Raw genomic sequence first — 18825 nt, forward strand, 5'->3', positions numbered from 1 at the left:
CTCAGTGGGCACCGCGGAGGGTGCTCGCTTCACAGTAGCCGATGCTGCGGACGTTGCTCAGGTGCGGGGCGGGAGTCCGCGGGCGGCGCGCTCTTCGGCCTCGATCTTCGCGTGCACCCGCCGCTCTGTGCGGTCGAACCGGAGGATGCCGCGGATCACGAAGTAGAAGACGGTGCACACGGCGATGGTCGGCAGAATCGACCAGGCAGCCGTGAGCCAGAAGTTCTCCATGCACCCATGGTACGCGAGCCACTCTTCGCTCACATTCGAGGGTCCTCAGCTTTCTCATCCACAACGGCCTCTCCCGACGCCACGGGATGCTGCGGCCGAGCACACTCTGGGGATGACCACGATCCTCCGTGCATCCGATTCCGCCGAGTTCCTCGGTATCGTCCCCGTCCTCGCCGGCTTCACGCCCACGCGGAGCATCGTCCTGCTCCCGTTCATCGGAGCCAGAGCGTACGGCGCGATGCGCCTCGACCTCCCCGACGACGAGTCGGATCCGGCGACGTACGCCGCCGCCGCCATCGGCCTGGTCACGAGGGTGGATGGTGTCGACGGGGTGGCCGTCGTCGTCTACCCGGACGACGGCCCTGCGCGAACCGGAGACGGGCTCGTGCTCCCGCTCGGTGTGCAGGTCGACGAGCTCATCGGATGCGCGGACGACGCCGGGCTGCGCATCGTGGACGCGCTGTGCGTCTGCGCGGGCGGGTGGGCGAGCTACCTCGACGACGATCCGGAGCTGGCGCCCACAGCTCCTTCCCCGACGGCGCCCCTGGTGGGAGACGTCTCCGGCGACCAGCTGGCGGGCGTCGATCTCCCCCGCGCAGACCTGGGCGAGAAGGAACGCGTGGGACGTGCTCTTCTCGACGTGGCCGAGATCCTCGACAGGGAGGAGCACGGGCCTCTGACCGGGCGGGAGAATCCGCAGGCGATCGCGGCGATCGCCATGCTCGAGGATCTCCCGGAGTTCTTCGAGCTCCTGCTGGACGCCCCGGAGTCTCAACCCTCGTTCGCCACGGCCGCGCTGCTGTGGTGTCTCGCTCGACCGGTCTTCCGTGACGTCGCTCTCACGCAGTGGGCGAGCGATCGGCGAGGGGGCGTGCGCACGCTGTCGGCGCAGCTGGCCTTCTCCGGCACCGGCCGGATGGTCCCCGACGACCTCGCCGGCATCTTCCTCGGCCGCGGGCCGACACCCGACCCCGACCGGCTGCGGCTCGCGCTCGCAGTGGTGCGACTGGCAGCCGCCAGAGCACCGCGAGAGCTGCGCCCCGGACCCCTCACGGCTGCGGCATGGCTATCGTGGGCGCTCGGGCGCTCCACTCACGCGGCGCACTACCTCGATCTGGTGCGCAGCATTGATCCGCAGCACGGGCTCGCCGAACTGCTGAGCGCGATCGTCTCCGACGGGCTCCTGCCTGAGTGGGCGTTCCGACGCGGAGCGGGGCGTTCTACTTGACCAGCGGGAACAGGATCGTCTCGCGGATGCCGAGACCGGTGATCGCCATGAGCAGGCGATCGATGCCCATGCCCATGCCACCCGACGGCGGCATGGCGTGCTCCAGGGCGCGCAGGAACTCCTCGTCGACCGGCATCGCCTCGACGTCACCGCGCGCAGCGAGCTTCGCCTGCTCGACGAAGCGCTCGCGCTGGATCACCGGGTCGACCAGCTCGGAGTATCCCGTGGCGAGTTCGAATCCGCGGATGTACAGATCCCACTTCTCCACGACGCCGTCGATCGCGCGGTGTTCACGCACGAGCGGCGAGGTGTCGACGGGGAAGTCCATCACGAACGTCGGGCGCACGAGGTCGCCCTTCACGAAGTGCTCCCACAGCTCCTCGACGAGCTTGCCGTGCGTGGCCTGCGGAGGCAGGTCGACACCGCTGGCCTCGGCGAAGGCGATCAGATCCTCGACGGAGTCCTGCGGAGTGACCGTGCGACCGGATGCCGCAGAGAGCGACTCGTACATCGAGATGCGGTCCCACTCTCCGCCCAGGTCGTACTCTGTGCCGTCGGCCCACGTCACCGTCGTCGATCCGGCGACCGCGACGGCTGCGTTCTGCACGAGTTCCTGGGTGAGGGCGGCCATCTGGTTGTAGTCGCCGTACGCCTGGTACGCCTCGAGCATCGCGAACTCGGGGCTGTGCGTGGAGTCGGCGCCCTCGTTGCGGAAATTGCGGTTGATCTCGTAGACCCGCTCGATGCCGCCGACGACGGCGCGCTTCAGGTAGAGCTCAGGGGCGATGCGCAGGTAGAGCTCGGTGTCGAAGGCGTTCGAGTGCGTGATGAACGGGCGGGCGGAGGCGCCGCCGTGCTGCACCTGCAGCATCGGGGTCTCGACCTCGAGGTAGTCGTGTGACGTGAACGTCGCACGCAGGCTCGCGTTCACGGCCGCACGGGCGCGCACGGTGGTGCGGGCCTGCTCGCGGACGATCAGGTCGAGGTAGCGGCTCCGGACACGACCCTCCTCGCTGAGCTCGGAGTAGGCGTTCGGCAGCGGCAGGATCGCCTTCGAGGCGATCAACCAGTCGTCCGCCATGATCGACAGCTCGCCGCGGCGGCTGGAGATGACCTCTCCGTGCACGAACACGTGGTCACCCAGGTCGACGTACTCCTTCCAGTCCGCGAGAGACTCCTCGCCGACGTTCGCGAGGGAGACCATCGCCTGGATGCGCGTGCCGTCGCCGGCCTGCAGCGTCGCGAAGCAGAGCTTGCCGGTGTTGCGGCTGAACACGACACGTCCGGCGACGCCGACGACGACGCCGGTCTCGGCGCCGGCCTCCAGCTCGCCGTACTCGGCACGCAGCGCGGGGATCGAGTGCGTCACGGGGACCCCGACCGGGAAGGCTCCACCGCCGGCATCCGCGCGCTTCGCGATCAGGCGCTCGCGCTTGGCGAGGCGCACCGCCTTCTGCTCATGGATGTCTTCGTCGGTGGTCGCAGGGTTCTGCTCGGGCGCGGCGGACGCGTCAGTCATGTGCGGGGCTCCTTGAAAGTCCCCTCCAGTTTACCGGCGCGCGGTCACCCACCCGCAGCTTCAGTCGATAGCCTCGGAGCATGGCCGCACCCCGCCTCGCCCACGCCGCCGCTGTGATCGCCCTGGCGTTGGCAGGACTGCTCTGGTCGATGCCCGCATCGGCCTCGGCTTCCCCCTCCGCCGAGCGCGCCCCGGATGCAGCCGCCATGGCGATCCCGCAGTCGCTCTCCGCTGCGAGAGACGATGTCGACGACTTCTCCTACGCCTCCTGGGACTCCCGGATGGAGCTCGGCATCGACGACGAGGGGCGCGCACGGCTGCATGCGACGGAGACCCTCACCGCACGATTCCCCGAGACCGACCAGAACCGGGGCATCGTCCGCGGCATCCCGATGACCTACGAGAACGCCGGGCTCGATCTCCGCATACTCTCCGTGACCGACGGCACGGGCGCAGACGTACCCTTCGAGACCGACGAGGACGACGGCGTGCTCTTCGTCCTCACCGGAGACGACTCCTACGTGCACGGCCTGACCACCTACGTCATCGAGTACGAGATGCGCGATGTGATCCTGCACCGCGCCGACGGCCGCGCCGACGAGTTCTACTGGGACCTGCTGCCGCTCGACAGCACGCAGCCGATCGAGTCGTTCCACGCGGAGATCGACCTCGATGAGGCGTTGACCTCGCAGCTCACGGGCAGTTCACGCTGCTACCTCGGCCGTTCGGGGTCGACCGATGAGTGCACGCTCGGCCGCGACGGCAGGCGGTTCACGGTCGAGACCCGAGCACTCGCAGCGGGCGAGGGCGTCACCGTGGCGATCGGCTTCGAACCGGGCGCCATCGCACAGCCTTCGGCCAGGACCCCGAACCACACCACCGACACCCTCCCGGGCTTCGCGGCACTCGGAGCCGCGGGCCTCTCGGTCGGCAGTTGGTTCGCCGTGTCAGCCTTCACGCGATCGCGGCGCCGTGCGACCGGCATCGTCGTCGCCCAGTACGACGTCCCCGACTCGCTGCCCCCGCTTCTCGCTGCGGCCATCGTCCCCGGCGCCAAGGACGCCATCCCGGCAGAGATCGTGCATCTCGCCGTGCGCGGCACCCTGCGGATCGAGGAGGGCGCGCCCGACCCGGTGCTGCGGAGACTGCCCGGCACGCGAATCCCGGATCCGCTCGACGTCGACGCCCTCGACGCCCTGTTCACCGATGCGGATGATGCCGGGGTGGTGGCGCTGCCGACGAGCAGCGAGACGTTCGCGGCGAGGATGACGGCGCTGACGACATCGGGAACGGAGGCCGCCAGCGCGCGGGGCCTCACCACCAAGGCGCGCAGCCGCGGCGCCGTGGTCCTGCAGTGGTGTGCGAACGGGGTGGCCGCCGTCGGCTTCGCGCTCGCGCTCTGGGGAGTGGTCAGCGGCCGGATCACGGCCGTGCCCGCCCTCGTGGCGATGTGCTTCGCCCTCTTCGTCGTGCTCGTGTCGAGCATCTACTCGTTCACACGGCACACGGTGCTGACCCCCGAAGGCGCCGAGAGGCACGAGTATCTGTTGGGCGTGCGCGAGTTCATCCGCGTCGCCGAAGCCGACCGCCTCCGGATGCTGCAGTCCTACTCCGGCGCCGAGCGGCGGCAGGACGGCAGCGCGAACGTGATCGTCATCTACGAGCGGCTCCTCCCCTACGCGATGCTGTTCGGCATGGAGCGCGAATGGGGCCAGGTGCTCGAGTCCGTGTACGCCTACGAGCGGCACGGCGCCTCCTGGATCGGGGATCCCACCGCGCCGTTCGTGTACTCGCAGCTCTCCGCGTTCGCAGCGACGTCGCAGGCGGCCGCCTCGTACTCCGCACCGAGCGCGAGCGGATCCTCGAGTTCGGGAGGCTCCTTCGGCGGAGGCTTCTCGGGCGGAGGAGGCGGAGGAGGCTTCTCCGGAGGCCGCTGATCGGCGGCATCGGCCCTTCGGCGCGGCATCCGCCGCTCAGCACGGCACACGTTCCTCGGCGTGACGCACGTTCTCCGCGCGTCATCCCCCGACGGTCAGCGCGGTGTCCGTCAGCCCGCTGCGCGTACCGGGCTCACCGCAGAGGACTCAGATCAGCGGGGACGGATCGGATGCCTCGCGCAGCGCCCGCTCCACGGTGGACTGCACCAGGGCCGAGAGGTATCCCCCGGGGTTCTCGATGCCGATCTCCCGGAGCCGTCCGGTCGACTGGCCGATGAGCGACCGCGAGAACTCCGTCACGGCGACGATCGCATCCGCGTACGCCTCACGGTCGGACTCACCGACCACGACCGGCTCGCACCCCATCTCGACGGCGAGCGCCTGCGCGATCGGGAGGACAGGAGCGGGCGCGGTCACGGCGGCATACCCCGCCTGCAGCTGCCGGAGGTCGATCGACGTCCCGGTGAACGTGATGGCCGGATGCACGGCGAGCGGGATCGCGCCGCGCTCGGCTGCGGGACGCAGCACCTCGATGCCGCAGGCCGGGTCGGTGTGCAGGACCAGCTGACCGATCTGCCAGCCGCCGAGCTCGGCGATCCCCGCGACGAGGGCGGGGAGCTGATCGTGCGGCACTGCGATCACCACGAGCTCGCTGCGGCGGACCACGTCGAGCGCATCGAGCATCGGGACGCCGGGGAGCACCGCCGACGCGCGTTCGTCATCGGAGCCATTCGTCATCCCGGTCACCGCGTGACCGGCACCGGCGAGCGCCGCGCCGATCACCGGTCCGACTCGCCCGGCGCCGATGATCCCGACGCCGAGGCGTCCGTCCCGGCGCAGGGGGTCACTCATCGGTCGATGCGGGCGGGGCCGGCGGCGCGACGGACGGAGCCGGCGAAGCGACGTCCTCCGGCGCGACCGGAGCCGCGGGCGGAGCGACGTGCGTCGGCGGAACCGGAGCGGCCGGCGAAGCGACAGAAGGTGCCGCGTGCGTCGGCGGAGCAACCGGCGGGTTCGACGGAGCGACGTATGCCGGCGGAACCGGAGCGGCCGGCGAAGCGGCAGGCGGCGCCGCGTACGTCGGCGGAGCAACCGGCGGAACCGGCGGAACCGGCGGAACCGGCGGCGCCGCGTACGTCGGCGGCACCGGGGCCGTTGCGGTCGCGGGCGGAGGCACCGGGGCGCCCGACGTGGTCGACGGGGTGCCGGGGTACACGTACGGCGGCGGAACCGGAGCCGTACCGGGCGGAACCGGCGGCGCCGGGGTCGTCGAAGACGCCACGGGAGCGCCGGGGATGTACGGCGGCGGTGTCGGCGGCATCCCGGAACCCGCCGGTGCGTACGCGGGCGGGGCGGCAACAGCATCCGGAGCGTGCTCTCCCCAGCGGTGGCTGTGATCGCGGGAGGCGGCGAGCACGGCCGCCCGGCTCACGCCGTTGATGAGGTCGAGCGCATCGGCCCTCTCGAGACCCGACAGCAGGCCGGTGATCGGCCCCTGCACGGAGTGCACCTGGGCGCCGGAGACACGCTGCGCGCGGTCGATCGGCCCCTGCGACAGCGAGACGCCCTGCAGTCGGGCCAACGGGAAGATCGCGAGCTTGCGCCAGACCGTTCCTCTGCGCAGCAGCAGACCGAAGTCCGTGACCGCGTACCCGTGCCGCTTCCACGACACCGGTCGACGCCACCAGGCGCGGGCGGGCATGGTGCGGTACGGGTCACCGGCCACCGGGCCGAGGATGCCGTGCTCCCAGACCAGCGGGATGTCGGCGACGGGGGCGTCGGGGAGGATCAGCCCGAGCACCCGCTCGACGTCGGCCCGCTTGCCCACGGGGAGCACGATGTTGAACTGCTGCGCGCTGCCCGACTGCTGCTGCGCCGCACTCTTGCCGCCCATGCGGTTGATCTTGATCGTCCACCAGCCGAACGGGCGCCACAGCAGCGACTGCGACACCTCGACCGCGAAGATGCGGCCGGGCGGCAGCGTCTCGGTGACCGTGGTGAGCAGGCCGTAGGTGATGCGCACGCCGTCGGGCGTGGGGGCGATCGAATAGCGCAGCGACTTGGAGATCTGCGCCCAGGTGATGCCGACCACGGCGATCACCATGGGGATGCCGATGCCCAATCCCACGCCGAGCCCGATGACCGAGGTGATCGGCTGCCCGTCGATGAGGCCGCCGATGAAGATGCCGCCGGTCGCGACGAGCAGGATGATGACGAAGAACGCCACCCACAGCAGGCTCGAGATGAGCTGCGAGCCGACGAGACGACCGGTCGGGATCTTCACGACGCTCTCGGGAGCGACGTCGGCGAGGTCGACACCGGCGATGAGTCCGGTGACGCCGTGGTTCACCGATCCGACGAACTGGGCGCGAGCCGACGACGGCGCCGCCGCGGCATCCGCCACAGGCCTTCCGGACGCGGCGTCCACGGCAGCCTGCCTCGCCGCGCGTGCACCGGAGGCGAGACGCAGGATGTCGCTGCGCACCGACTCCGCACGGGTGGTCGCAAGGTACTCGAGGTCGACGTTCGCATCGGTGCCGGCGCCGACGACCTCGAGCTTCGCGAGGCCGATGATGCGGGCGGGGAACGGACGGGTCAGGTTCACGCCCTGCACGCGGTCGAGCGGCGCCCGGCGGTGCGAGCGGAAGATGATGCCCTTGCGCACCTCGACGTGGTCGCCGGTGATGCGGAACTGCTGGAATCGCCAGATCACCCAGAAGATCGCCATGAGCACGACCACCAGGGCGAGGACGGACAGCAGCGCGATGATCGCCAGGTTGTTCGACAACACCCAGTCGACGGGGTCGCCGCCGTTGTACTGGTCGTAGTGGGCGTCGGGCTCGAAGATGTCGATCACCCAGGTGATGAGCCTGTCGCGCAGGTTCGCGATCAGGAAGCCGCCGATGATGAGCAGCGCCAGCCCGCCCTTGAAGAGCGGGGTGAACGGGTGCATCCGATGCCACTCGCCGTCGGCGAGGGAGTCGTTCGCTGCGGGGCCCTTGGTCTGCGCCTGGGCGGGGAACTGCTCGCTCACAGGCCGGTCCGGCGAGTCTCGGCCACCTCGATGAGCGTGTCGCGGAGTGCCTCCGCCGCCGCCTGCGTGAGGCCGGGGATCTGCACGCCGGTGGTCGCCGCCGCGGTGACCATCTTCAGCTGCGAGATCCCGAAGGCGCGGTCGAGCGGTCCCTGCGTGATGTCGACGAGCTGCATGCGCCCGTAGGGCACCGCGATCATCCGCTGCCACAGGATGCCCTTGCGGAACACGATGTCGTCGTCGCGCAGCATGTAGCCGATCGCCCGCGCCTGCCTCGGCAGGATGATGAGCGTGATGAGCGTGATGACGACGATCACCGCTCCGGGGATGAGCGCCCAGAGCTGTCCGAGGACGAACGCCAGCACGAGAGCGGCGATCACCACGATGGCGATGAAGATCAGGTTCTGCACGATCTGCGACACGACGTAGCGCGGGGAGATCTGGTGCCACACGCCGTCGAGCTCCAGCCGTGACTCGCTGCGTGTCGTGCGAAGCGCCGTGTAGGTGCCCTGGTCGAGGGCGCCGCCGTCAGTGACTGCCGCCGAACTCAGGGGAGCCGGGATCAGGGGAGGGTTCTCGGGGTTCTGAGTCATCAGGATCCTTCGGAAGAGTGCAGAACTGTTCGGCGATGAGCGAGGCGATCACGAGCACGACCGCGCTCACGATCAGGGCGATCATCGCCACAGTCGACCCTACCTGTGGATCTATCGGACGGGACAGGAGGAACACCAGCAGTCCGGCGCCGAATCCGGCCATGATCGCGCCGAGCAGGCTCGATGCACGGGCCAGGGTCACGGCGCGCGTCGCGCGGAACGGATCGATGCGGACGCCCGTGCGCACGCTCCGGCGCACCGGCCAGGCCAGCGCGAGCGCCGCGGCGCCGACGATCAGGAGGAGGACGGGCAGCAGCAGAGACGGGGTGAAGGTCACCCTCCCCATCGCGGTGAGCACCTGGTCGACGAGGAACCCCGCCCCCGCGCCGACGAGCGCGAGCACGACGAGGACGCCGGCGGAGGTGCGCCTCATGCGCTCCCCTGCCTGCGCAGCGTGGCGGCGAGGTCGGCGATGCGTCCGTGACCGGAGAGCACGGCGTCTGGGTCGAGATCGAGCCAGGGGTCGAGCACGAACAGCCGCTCAGCGGCGCGAGGATGCGGCAGCTGGAGGTTCGGCTCATCGGAGGACTCGTCGCCGTAGGCGATCAGGTCGAGGTCGAGCGTGCGGTCGCCCCAGCGCACCTGGCGCTCGCGCCCGTTCTCGTCCTCGATCGCGTGCAGCATGCCGAGCAGGATGCTCGGTGCGAGACGGGTCGTGACCAGCGCCACGGCGTTGACGTAGCCCGGCGCGTCGGGGTCGGGGCCGTCCAGGGTCAGGGCGACCGTCTCGTGCAGAGGGGACAGGCGCACGTCGCTCACCAGAGGCAGTCGCGCGATCCGCTCCGCCGCCTTCCTGATGGTGCCCTCGCGGTCGCCCAGGTTCGCGCCGAAGGCGACGACGGCGACGGCATCCGCCCTCCCCTCGCGGGGGACGGTGATGTCGGGCGGGATGGTGAGGTTGCGGCTCATGATGCGGAGAACTCCACGGCGGATTCGGGGCGGGCCCGGCGGACGGTCACCGAGACGTCGGAGAACGTGAGCGGGATGGGAGCGTGCGGCTTGTGGACGGTGACGGTCGCGAACAGGACCCGCGGATCCTCGAGCGCGACATCGGCGATGCGAGCGGCGAGGGTCTCGATGAGGTTCACGGGCTCGCCGGCGACGACAGCGGCGATCTTCTCGGCGAGCTCCCCGTAGTGCACGGTGTCGGCGACGTCGTCGGATGCCGCGGCCTGCCCCAGCGGCAGGTTCAGCCGCACGTCGATCGTGAACTCCTGTCCGTCCCGGCGCTCGTGCTCGTAGACGCCGTGTCGGCCGAACACCGTGAGCCCGGTGAGGGCGATCTCGTCGATGGGGAACATGGGGGTCTATCCTTCCCAGGCGTGCGCGATCGCGAGCGCATCCCGCGTCGCGGCCACGTCGTGGACGCGCACCGCCCAGACGCCCGCGCGGGCCGCGAGGGCGCTTGTGACGGCGGTCGCGAGGTCTCGCCGCGTCTCCGTGATCGGCTCGCCCTGGTCGAGGGTCTCGGCGAGGAACCTCTTGCGCGAGGTTCCGATGAGCACGCGGGGTCCGAGTGCGATGATCTCGTCGAGGCCGCGGAGCACGTCCCAGTTCTGCTGGCCGGCCTTCGCGAAGCCGACGCCGGGGTCGATGATGAGGCGCGACGGCGCGATGCCGGATGCCGCGGCCTCCCCCATGCGCTCCTTGAGTTCTCCCGCCACCTCGCGCGCGACGCGGCGGTACTCGGCGTTGGCGTACATGTCCGCGGAGAACCCGCGCCAGTGTCCGATCGCGTAGTCGGCGCCGGACTCGGCGACGGCCGCGCGCATCTCCGGGTCGGCGAGCCCTCCGGAGACGTCGTTGACGATCCGCGCTCCCGCCCGCACCGCCGCGGCGGCGGTCGACGCATTGAGCGTGTCGATGCTCACCGGCGCACCCGCGGTGGTGAGCTGCTCGATGACAGGGATCACGCGCGCCTGCTCGACCTCCGGGATCACGCGGTCGGCGCCCGGTCGCGTCGATTCGCCGCCGACGTCGAGCACGGTCGCCCCCTCGGCGCGCAGACGCAGACCGTGCGCGACCGCCCGCTCGACGTCGAGGTAGCGTCCGCCGTCGCTGAACGAATCGGGAGTGACGTTGACGATCCCCCAGATGCCGGTCATTCCGCGCCCCGGCCGATCAGGGCGATGAGCTCCGTGCGGGCCACGGCATCCGTGTACTCCCCGCGGGCCGCGATCGTGAGGGTCGTCGCCTCCGGCTGACGTCCGCCGCGCATCGTGACGCAGCCGTGGCTGGCGTCGAGGACGACGAGAACGCCACGGGTGTCGAGATGCTCGGCGATGGTGTCGGCGATCTGCTCGCCCAGCCGCTCCTGCACCTGGGGGCGGGCGGCGAGGATCTCGACCACCCGCACGAGGGCGCCGAGCCCGACGACCTGCTCTCCGGGGAGGTAGGCGATGTGCGCGTGCCCTGCGAACGGCAGCAGGTGGTGCTCGCAGACGGAGCGGAATCGGATGTCGCGCAGCAGCACGGCGCCAGAGGGCAGGGTGTCGGGCGCCGGTCCCCTCGTCACGCTGATCGTGCGCGCGAGGGGCTCGGCGGGGTCTTCTCCCACGCCGGCGAAGAACTCCGAGTACAGCTCCGCCATCCGCGACGGGGTCTGCTTGAGGCCCGGTCGGTCAGGATCCTCGCCGATCGCCTCGAGAAGCTCATGAGTGAGGCGTGCGACGCGTTCCCGGTCGACGGCCACGGTCACGCCGTCGCAGGTCGTGCGTGACCGGCACCTGCCGATCCCGGCTGCGTGCGAGGCGCAGCGGACGGCGCCTCGACGGATGCCGCGAGCGAGACGTCCTTCTTGGGCACCTCGATCGGCGGACGCTCCGACACGGGGCGATCGTCGCTCGACAGCCACAGCGGACGCTCGGGGAGCTTCTGCACCTCGGTGAAGATCTCCGCGATGCGGTTGTGATCGAGGGTCTCCTCCTCGAGCAGCGCGAGGGCGAGCTTGTCGAGGATGTCGCGGTTCGCGCTGATCACCTGGTAGGCCTCGTTGTGCGCCTGCTCGATGAGGGCGCGCACCTCGGCGTCGACCCGCTGGGCGATCGTCTCGGAGTACTCGCGGCCACGACCCATGTCGCGGCCGGCGAAGGGCTCGCCGCCCTCGGTGCCGAGCTTGACCGGGCCGAGCTCGGTCGTCATGCCGTACTCGAGCACCATCTTGCGGGCGATCGAGGTCGCCTTCTCGATGTCGTTCGAGGCGCCGGTGGTCGGGTCGTGGAACACGATCTCCTCGGCGACGCGACCGCCCATGGCGTAGGTCAGCTGATCCTGCAGTTCGTTTCGGGTGACCGAGTACTTGTCGTCCAGCGGCAGCACCATCGTGTAGCCGAGGGCCTTGCCGCGGGGCAGGATCGTGATCTTGGTGACGGGGTCGGTGTAGTTCATGGCCGCGGCTGCGAGGGCGTGGCCGCCCTCGTGGTACGCGGTGATGAGCTTCTCCTTGTCCTTCATCACGCGGGTGCGCCGCTGCGGGCCGGCGATCACGCGGTCGATGGCCTCGTCGAGGGCGCGGTTGTCGACCAGCTGCGCGTTCGAGCGGGCGGTCAGCAGAGCCGCCTCGTTCAGGACGTTGGCGAGGTCGGCTCCGGTGAACCCGGGGGTCTTGCGGGCGACGACCTCGAGATCGACGCTCTGCGCGAGCGGCTTGCCCTTGGCGTGCACCTCGAGGATGCGCTGACGGCCCTTGAGGTCGGGGGCGTCGACGCCGATCTGGCGGTCGAAACGGCCGGGACGCAGGAGCGCGGGGTCGAGAATGTCGGGGCGGTTCGTCGCCGCGATCACGATGACGTTCGCGTTCGGGTCGAAGCCGTCCATCTCGACGAGCATCTGGTTGAGCGTCTGCTCGCGCTCGTCGTTTCCGCCGCCGAGTCCGGCGCCGCGGTGGCGTCCGACGGCGTCGATCTCGTCGATGAAGATGATGGCCGGGGAGTTCTCCTTGGCCACGTTGAACAGGTCGCGGACGCGGGATGCTCCGACGCCGACGAACATCTCGACGAAGTCCGAACCGGAGATCGAGTAGAAGGGGGCGCCTGCCTCGCCGGCGACGGCGCGGGCGAGCAGCGTCTTTCCGGTTCCTGGAGGGCCGTACAGCAGCACGCCCTTCGGGATGCGGGCGCCGATGGCCTGGAACTTGGCCGGGTCCTGCAGGAACTCCTTGATCTCGTGGAGCTCCTCGATCGCCTCGTCGGCGCCGGCGACGTCGGCGAAGGTGACCGTCGGGGTCTCCTTGTTGACGAGTTTGGCCTTGGACTTGCCGAACTGCATGACCTTGCCGCCGCCGCCCTGCATCGAGGAGAGCAGCCACCAGAACAGCAGGCCGAGCAGGAGCATCGGGATCAGGAGCGAGAGGAAGCCGTCGAACCAGCTGGCGCGCGGAACGGCGTCGTCGAAGCCCTTCTTCGGGTCGGCCTTGTCGATCGCGGCGACCACGTCTGCCGCGCGGGCGTCGACGTAGTAGAACTGCACCGACTCCGAGCCCTCGAACGGCTTCGAGAGCGTCATGTCGACGCGCTGATCGCCGTCGGTGTTGACCACCTCGGTGACGGTCTCGCCGGCGAGCAGCTTGAGCCCCTCCTGCGTGGTGATCTGCTTCGGGGCGCCGAGGTTCGAGATCAGCAGGAAGCCGCCGAAGAGCAGCAGACCGATCAGGGCTACGTAGATCAGCGGATTCCGGGTGAGCTTCTTCACATCCATGATCGGATCAGCGTATCGCGCGAGCGCTTGGTGCCTGCTGTGCGTTCACCCACGGCGTACCGGCCTCCGCGGAGCACGGCTCGGCGGGGCCGTCGGCGCCATCGCGCCACGACGCCGGGTCAGCTGTAGACGTGGGGCGCGAGCACCGCGACGTCGCGCAGGTTGCGGTAGCGCTCGTCGTAGTCGAGGCCGTATCCGACGACGAAGTCGGTGGGGATGTCGAAGCCCACGTACTTGCAGTCGATGACGACCTTCGCCGCCTCCGGCTTGCGCAGCAGGGCGAGCACCTCGATCGACTCGGCTCCGCGCGATCCGAAGTTCTCCAGCAGCCAGCTCAGGGTCAGTCCGGAGTCGATGATGTCCTCGACGATCAGGACGTGCTTGCCGTTCAGGTCGCTGTCGAGGTCCTTGCGGATCTGCACGACGCCGCTCGACTTCGTGCTGGCTCCGTAGCTCGACACCGCCATCCAGTCCATCGGCGCGTGGAACGGCAGCGCCCTGGCGAAGTCGGCCATGACCATCACCGCGCCCTTGAGCACGCCGACGAGGAGCAGATCCTTGCCCTCGTAGTCCACGGCGACCTTCGCGGCGAGCTCGTCGAGCTTGGCGATGATCTGCTCCTCAGTGACGAGGATCTGGGCAAGGTCGTCCTGGATGTCCGCGGCGCGCATGGATCGATTTTAGGTGAAGGGATCGGGTGCCGCGTCCAGTGGCATCCGATCCCTCGCCGCCCGGCCCCGCGTCGACCGGGATCGGCCGCGGATTCCGGTCGTGATGTATCGGGTCGCGTATACCCACACCCCGTTCTTCCGCACTACTGTGAGCCTTGAGACGGGCGGACGCCCACAGACGGAAGGATTCACCATGGCCCTCGACGACATCCTCGCGCAGGTCCCGATCGACGACATCGCGGAGAAGCTCGGGGTCTCCCCCGACGTCGCCAAGGCCGCCGTGGAGCAGGGCGGCGCCGTGCTGCTGAGCGGACTGGCGAAGAACGCCTCCACGGAGGAGGGCTCCTCCGCCATCGAGAACGCGCTGAAGCGTCACGAGGGCTCCGCCGGCGCGACCAAGGTCGACGACATCGACCAGGCGGACGGCGGCAAGATCGTGTCGCACATCCTCGGCGCCAAGCAGCAGGAGGTCACCGAGAAGCTCACGACCTCGAAGGAGACCGCCGGCATCGACTTCGGCAAGCTCCTGCCGATCCTCGCGCCGATCATCATGGGCCTGATCGCCAACGCCAACAAGGGCAAGGCGGAGACGTCGGATGCCGGCGCACAGCAGTCCGGCGGACTGGGCGACATCATCGGCGGTCTCCTCGGCGGTGGCGGCAACGGTGCGAGCACCGGCGGCATCGGCGACATCATCGGCGGTCTGCTGGGCGGCGGCAGCGGTTCGTCCGGCGGCGGCATCGGCGACCTGCTCGGCGGCCTCTTCGGCGGCAAGAAGTAGGACTCCCCTCCCTCGCGACCCCGGTCGCCGAGCGACCCCGGTCGCCGAGCGGCGGAACGCAACGACAGAGACGAAACGCCTCACCCGACGTCGAACGTCAGGTGAGGCGTTTCGTCTGCGTCCGCTCAGCGACCGGACGCCGTGAACACGATGCGCCCGCCGACACGGGTGGCGGAGCATCCGGGCAGGTCGATGGGCCCCTGCCCTGACCAGTCCGTCGCGAGACGGGCGACCTCGACGGTCTGCGTGCGGGTGAGGCTCGCGCCGAACTCGCTGTCGACGACGAGGCGGATGATGCGGTTCCGCAGCGCGGCGGGGTTGGCCGCGAGCGCCGCGACGCTCACCGAGATGCCGGCCTCTGCGTGCTCGACGATGTCCTCGATCGTCTCGTGGATCATCTCGTCGAAGGCCTCGGCGTCCTCCCGCATCTGCTCCGCGGTGCGTGCGAGGGCCTCGGCGATGCCCGGTCCGAGCTCGGACTCGAGAACCGGGAGCACGCGTTCCCGCACGCGGACCCGGGCGAAGCGGCTCTCGGAGTTGTGCGGATCGTCCCAGAACTCGATGTCGGATGCCGCGCAGAACGCGCGCGTCGTCTCACGGCGCACACCGAGCAGCGGCCGGATCCAGCGCAGACCGTCGTCGTCCTCGCGCACAGGGGCCATGCCCTGCAGGCTGGTCGCTCCCGACCCTCTCGCGAGGCCGAGCAGCACGGTCTCCGCCTGATCGTCGAGGGTGTGGCCGAGGAGCACAGCGGCAGCGGCGACGTCGGACGCGGCATCCCGCAGCACCCGATGACGCGCATCACGAGCCGCCGCCTCCGGGCCGCCCTCCTCGCCCACTTCGACCCTCACGACGAGCGGATCGAGACCGAGCACCGCTGCGGTCTTCGCTGCGCGGAGGGCGACGGCATCCGACCCCTCCTGCAGTCCGTGGTCGACGGTGAGGGATGCGGCGCGCAGACCGAGCTTCGGCGCTTCGAAGCCGACGGCCGCGGCGAGCGCGAGCGAGTCGGCGCCGCCGGAGAGGGCGACGATGAACGTCGCTCCTTCAGGCAGCTCTGCGAGCGCGGTGCGCACGGCGAGGCGGATCTCGGCGACAGCGGGTGGGAGCGACGGCACTCCTCCACGCTAGGGCACGCGCCCGGCATCCGCGCGTCCGTCTCCGCACGGTATGCGCGCGGACTAGTCTGACGCCGTGGCAGATCACAGCGGCATGAGGACTTTCACGACCGAGCGGTTCAAGGCGTTCGTCGACGCGGTCGTCGCCATCGCGATGACGCTTCTCATCCTCCCCCTCATGGAATCGGTGTCGGAGGCGGCATCCGGGCACCTCGGCACGGCGGAGTTCCTGTCCGAGCACTCGGGGCAGCTGCTCAGCTTCGGGCTGAGCTTCCTCCTCATCGCGACGTTCTGGATGGGCCACCACCGGCAGTACCGCGACGTCGAGCTGATCACCGCGCCCCTGCTGTGGATCAACGTCGCCTGGATGGCGACGATCGTGTGGCTGCCCGTGCCCACCGCCATGATCGGCCAGATGGACACCGATCCGCTGCAGGCCGTGGTCTACATCGGAACGCTCATCATGACCCAGGTCACGACCCTCGCCGGCTGGATCTATCTGTCGCGCCACCCCGAGCTGACGACGGCGACGGCAGACACGCTGCGTGCGGGGGTGATCGGCGATGTCACGGCGATCATCCTGTTCGCGGGGGCGCTCCTGATCGCGGTGCTCGCCTCCCCCAACGGCTACGTGGGGCTGTTCCTGCTGCTCCTGAGCGATCCCGTGAGCCGTCTGCTGAGCCGCCTCTCGCGACGGCGCACTCCGCCGCCCTCCCCCGCGACGGGGACCGACGCCTAGACCCGGACGGGCCCCGACTCCGCGTGAGCGCGCGGCCCGAGTAGGCTGGTCCGCGGCATCCAACCGTCTTTTCTGAGGAGCACACGCATGGGCGCACACGACGCCGTCATCGAGATCCCGCGCGGCAGCCGCGTGAAGTACGAGGTCGACCACGAGACCGGGCGAGTGCACCTCGACCGCGTGCTCTACACGACCTTCGGGTACCCGGCCGACTACGGCTACTTCGACAACACCCTCGGCGAGGACGGCGACCCGCTCGACGTGCTCGTGCTCCTCGACCACGCGATCTACCCCGGCGTCGTCGTCGAGGTCCGCCCCGTCGCCGTGCTCAAGATGAGCGACGAGGCCGGTGGCGACGACAAGCTCGTGGCCGTGCTGTCGAAGGACCCCCGCTGGGCGCACATCCAGGACATCGGCGACATCGCCGAGTACACGAAGAAGGAGATCGCGCACTTCTTCGAGCACTACAAGGACCTCGAGCCCAACAAGTGGGTCAAGGTCGACGAGTGGGGCGACGCCGCCGAGGCGCAGCGCATCCTCGACGAGGCGATCGTCCGTTTCGGCGAGCAGGGCCACTGACCCTCGACGTCTTAACGAAGAGAAGACCCCCGGTTCCGCTCAGCGGCCGGGGGTCTTCTCTTCGTTCGGGAGGTCTGCGCCTGTGAGGCGGGTGTTCAGACCGAGATGCCGCGCTGGGCGAGGAAGTCGATCGGGTTGACCGTGCCGCCGTTGATGTACACCTCGAAGTGCAGGTGGCAGCCCGCCGAGTTGCCGGTGTTGCCTGCGTAGGCGATGACCTGTCCGGCGCTGACCTGCTGGCCGCGGCCGACGGCGAAGCCGCCCGGCTTGATGTGCGCGTAGCCGGTGCCGACGCCGTTGCCGTGCTGGATGCGGATGTAGTTGCCGTAACCGCCGTTGGGGCCGGCGAAGTCGACCGTCCCGGCGTGGGCCGCATAGATCGCCGCGCCACAGCCGTTGGCGATGTCGACGCCGCGGTGGAACGTCGAGCATCCCGTGCAGGGCGCAGGACGCGAGCCGTAGCCGGCACTGCGGTGGCCGCCGTGCGGGCGGACCCAACCGCCGGTTCCAGGGCTTCCCCCGGTACCACCGCCGCCGCCTCCGCCGCCCCCGCCGTTGTTGCCGGCGGCTGCAGCTGCGGCCTCCGCGGCTTCACGGCGCTTGCGCTCCTCCTCGGCGACGCGGACACCCTCCTGGTAGCCGGCGACGGTGGTCGCCGTCTGGTCCTTGAGGGCGGCCAGCTGAGCCTGCATCGTGGCGAGGTTGGCCGTCTGCTCGTCGAGCGCCGCCTGCGCGGCATCCGCTGCGGCCTGCGCCTCGAGCATCTTCTGCTCGGCGAGCTTCTGCAGGCGATCGCGCTCGTTGCGCGCGACCTCGGCCTGATCGCTCAGCGACTGCGCGGTGTTGCGCGCCTTCACGGCGGTCTCGTACACCGTCTGGGTGTAGCCGTAGACCTTGTCCATCGTGCCGAGGCGCGAGAGCAGATCGTCGGCGTTCGCGGCGGACCCTGCGAAGAAGAGCTCGAGAGACGTGTCGTCTCCGCCGTCGCGGTAGAGCTGGGTGGCGACCTGCGCGGCCTTGCGCTCGGCCTCGGTCGCGGTGGCCGCCTGCGTGTCGGCCTGAGTCTGCAGCTCGTCGGCCTTGGTGGCGGCGTCGAAGAACGCCTGCTGGGCGTCGTAGAACTCCTGGCCGGCCTTCTCGGCGGCGGCCTGGGTCTCGGCGACCTTCTGCGTCAGACCGTCGATGAGCCCCTGGATGCGGGTGACCTCCGCGGCCTTGGACGATTCGCTCGCCATGGCGCGCTGCACGTCGTCCCAGCTCGGATACGAGGCCGCATACGCAGCGGAGACGCCCGACGACACCCCGAACGCGCTGAGAGCGACGGCACTGAGCACGCCGATCCCGAGGGCGTTGCGACGGGTGATCGAGCCGTTCTTCCAGAAGGCACGGCTTTCGGCGGGCGTGGGTGCGCACCCGCAGTCGACGGATGCCGCTTCCGCAGCATCCGCCATAGATGGCTTGTCGTTCACACGGCCCCTTCCGCCGGTTTCACTCATGCCACACTAACAACAACTTTCACATCCGCAACAGGGTGTGGAGCAGGTTCGCGGGCATGGTGAACACCCCCCATCGTCCTCCCGAACACGCCCGGGCGGAAGCAGACTCGCCCTCGATTCGCGATTTGCCTGAAACATCCCTTA

Annotated in this window: 19 protein-coding genes; 5 read left to right on the forward strand and 14 right to left on the reverse strand. The window is 69.9% G+C overall.

Features of this window, described 5'->3' with window-relative positions; translation table 11 throughout:
* Positions 1 to 57 precede the first annotated feature (57 nt).
* Complete coding sequence (locus tag ACFVRO_RS01185) at positions 58 to 231, reverse strand: hypothetical protein (RefSeq protein WP_181155902.1); 174 nt, start codon at positions 229 to 231, stop codon at positions 58 to 60.
* Between the two features lie 112 nt (positions 232 to 343).
* Here ACFVRO_RS01185 and ACFVRO_RS01190 point away from each other — a divergent pair, with 112 nt between their 5' ends.
* Positions 344 to 1459, forward strand: a complete 1116-nt coding sequence (locus tag ACFVRO_RS01190; protein WP_386948364.1) for a DUF4192 family protein — start codon at positions 344 to 346, stop codon at positions 1457 to 1459.
* Here the strand turns inward: ACFVRO_RS01190 and lysS are convergent.
* Positions 1452 to 2978, reverse strand: coding sequence for a lysine--tRNA ligase (lysS, locus tag ACFVRO_RS01195; protein WP_386948367.1), 1527 nt, complete (start codon positions 2976 to 2978; stop codon positions 1452 to 1454). The genes ACFVRO_RS01190 and lysS overlap by 8 nt on opposite strands.
* An 80-nt stretch (positions 2979 to 3058) precedes the next feature.
* Here lysS and ACFVRO_RS01200 point away from each other — a divergent pair, with 80 nt between their 5' ends.
* On the forward strand, positions 3059 to 4915 hold the full coding sequence (locus ACFVRO_RS01200; RefSeq protein ID WP_386948370.1) for a DUF2207 domain-containing protein: 1857 nt from the start codon (positions 3059 to 3061) through the stop codon (positions 4913 to 4915).
* A 147-nt stretch (positions 4916 to 5062) separates the two neighbouring features.
* Here the strand turns inward: ACFVRO_RS01200 and ACFVRO_RS01205 are convergent, their stop codons facing one another.
* From ACFVRO_RS01205 to hpt, 10 genes are all read right to left on the reverse strand, one after another.
* Positions 5063 to 5767 carry a DUF2520 domain-containing protein gene (locus tag ACFVRO_RS01205; protein ID WP_386948372.1) on the reverse strand — a complete coding sequence of 235 codons (705 nt, stop codon included), beginning with the start codon at positions 5765 to 5767 and terminating at the stop codon, positions 5063 to 5065.
* Positions 5760 to 7949 carry a PH domain-containing protein gene (locus ACFVRO_RS01210; protein WP_386948375.1) on the reverse strand — a complete coding sequence of 730 codons (2190 nt, stop codon included), beginning with the start codon at positions 7947 to 7949 and terminating at the stop codon, positions 5760 to 5762. The genes ACFVRO_RS01205 and ACFVRO_RS01210 overlap by 8 nt, the downstream gene beginning before the upstream one ends.
* Positions 7946 to 8542, reverse strand: a complete 597-nt coding sequence (locus tag ACFVRO_RS01215; protein WP_105674867.1) for a PH domain-containing protein — start codon at positions 8540 to 8542, stop codon at positions 7946 to 7948. Before ACFVRO_RS01215 ends, ACFVRO_RS01210 begins: the two co-directional genes overlap by 4 nt.
* Positions 8478 to 8975 (reverse strand): DUF3180 domain-containing protein, encoded by a 498-nt coding sequence (locus tag ACFVRO_RS01220; RefSeq protein ID WP_386948377.1) that lies wholly within the window; start codon positions 8973 to 8975, stop codon positions 8478 to 8480. Before ACFVRO_RS01220 ends, ACFVRO_RS01215 begins: the two co-directional genes overlap by 65 nt.
* A complete protein-coding gene (gene folK / locus ACFVRO_RS01225) occupies positions 8972 to 9511 on the reverse strand; it encodes a 2-amino-4-hydroxy-6-hydroxymethyldihydropteridine diphosphokinase (RefSeq protein WP_386948380.1) in 540 nt (179 codons plus the stop codon). The genes ACFVRO_RS01220 and folK overlap by 4 nt, the downstream gene beginning before the upstream one ends.
* Positions 9508 to 9903 carry a dihydroneopterin aldolase gene (gene folB / locus ACFVRO_RS01230; RefSeq protein ID WP_386948383.1) on the reverse strand — a complete coding sequence of 132 codons (396 nt, stop codon included), beginning with the start codon at positions 9901 to 9903 and terminating at the stop codon, positions 9508 to 9510. The genes folK and folB overlap by 4 nt, the downstream gene beginning before the upstream one ends.
* A 6-nt stretch (positions 9904 to 9909) precedes the next feature.
* Positions 9910 to 10707, reverse strand: a complete 798-nt coding sequence (gene folP, locus ACFVRO_RS01235; protein WP_386948386.1) for a dihydropteroate synthase — start codon at positions 10705 to 10707, stop codon at positions 9910 to 9912.
* Positions 10704 to 11294 carry a GTP cyclohydrolase I gene (gene folE, locus ACFVRO_RS01240; protein WP_105674901.1) on the reverse strand — a complete coding sequence of 197 codons (591 nt, stop codon included), beginning with the start codon at positions 11292 to 11294 and terminating at the stop codon, positions 10704 to 10706. Before folE ends, folP begins: the two co-directional genes overlap by 4 nt.
* Before the next feature lie 2 nt (positions 11295 to 11296).
* Complete coding sequence (ftsH, locus tag ACFVRO_RS01245) at positions 11297 to 13297, reverse strand: ATP-dependent zinc metalloprotease FtsH (RefSeq protein WP_105674877.1); 2001 nt, start codon at positions 13295 to 13297, stop codon at positions 11297 to 11299.
* A gap of 119 nt (positions 13298 to 13416) precedes the next feature.
* Positions 13417 to 13968, reverse strand: a complete 552-nt coding sequence (hpt, locus tag ACFVRO_RS01250; protein ID WP_105674879.1) for a hypoxanthine phosphoribosyltransferase — start codon at positions 13966 to 13968, stop codon at positions 13417 to 13419.
* A gap of 193 nt (positions 13969 to 14161) precedes the next feature.
* On the opposite strand from hpt, the gene ACFVRO_RS01255 reads away from it, so the two are divergent.
* A complete protein-coding gene (locus tag ACFVRO_RS01255; protein WP_105674881.1) occupies positions 14162 to 14749 on the forward strand; it encodes a DUF937 domain-containing protein in 588 nt (195 codons plus the stop codon).
* Positions 14750 to 14874: 125 nt separating this feature from the next.
* Here ACFVRO_RS01255 and tilS read toward each other — a convergent pair whose 3' ends face one another.
* Complete coding sequence (gene tilS, locus ACFVRO_RS01260; protein ID WP_386948388.1) at positions 14875 to 15867, reverse strand: tRNA lysidine(34) synthetase TilS; 993 nt, start codon at positions 15865 to 15867, stop codon at positions 14875 to 14877.
* Positions 15868 to 15943: 76 nt separating this feature from the next.
* Here tilS and ACFVRO_RS01265 point away from each other — a divergent pair, with 76 nt between their 5' ends.
* On the forward strand, positions 15944 to 16606 hold the full coding sequence (locus tag ACFVRO_RS01265; protein WP_386948390.1) for a TMEM175 family protein: 663 nt from the start codon (positions 15944 to 15946) through the stop codon (positions 16604 to 16606).
* 87 nt (positions 16607 to 16693) lie between these two features.
* On the forward strand, positions 16694 to 17185 hold the full coding sequence (locus tag ACFVRO_RS01270) for an inorganic diphosphatase (RefSeq protein WP_060926386.1): 492 nt from the start codon (positions 16694 to 16696) through the stop codon (positions 17183 to 17185).
* A gap of 95 nt (positions 17186 to 17280) precedes the next feature.
* Here ACFVRO_RS01270 and ACFVRO_RS01275 read toward each other — a convergent pair whose 3' ends face one another.
* Positions 17281 to 18636, reverse strand: a complete 1356-nt coding sequence (locus tag ACFVRO_RS01275) for a M23 family metallopeptidase (protein ID WP_386948392.1) — start codon at positions 18634 to 18636, stop codon at positions 17281 to 17283.
* Positions 18637 to 18825: the final 189 nt, after the last annotated feature.

Source organism: Microbacterium sp. NPDC057944 (assembly GCF_042887445.1).
Taxonomy (GTDB): Bacteria; Actinomycetota; Actinomycetes; order Actinomycetales; family Microbacteriaceae; genus Microbacterium; species Microbacterium natoriense.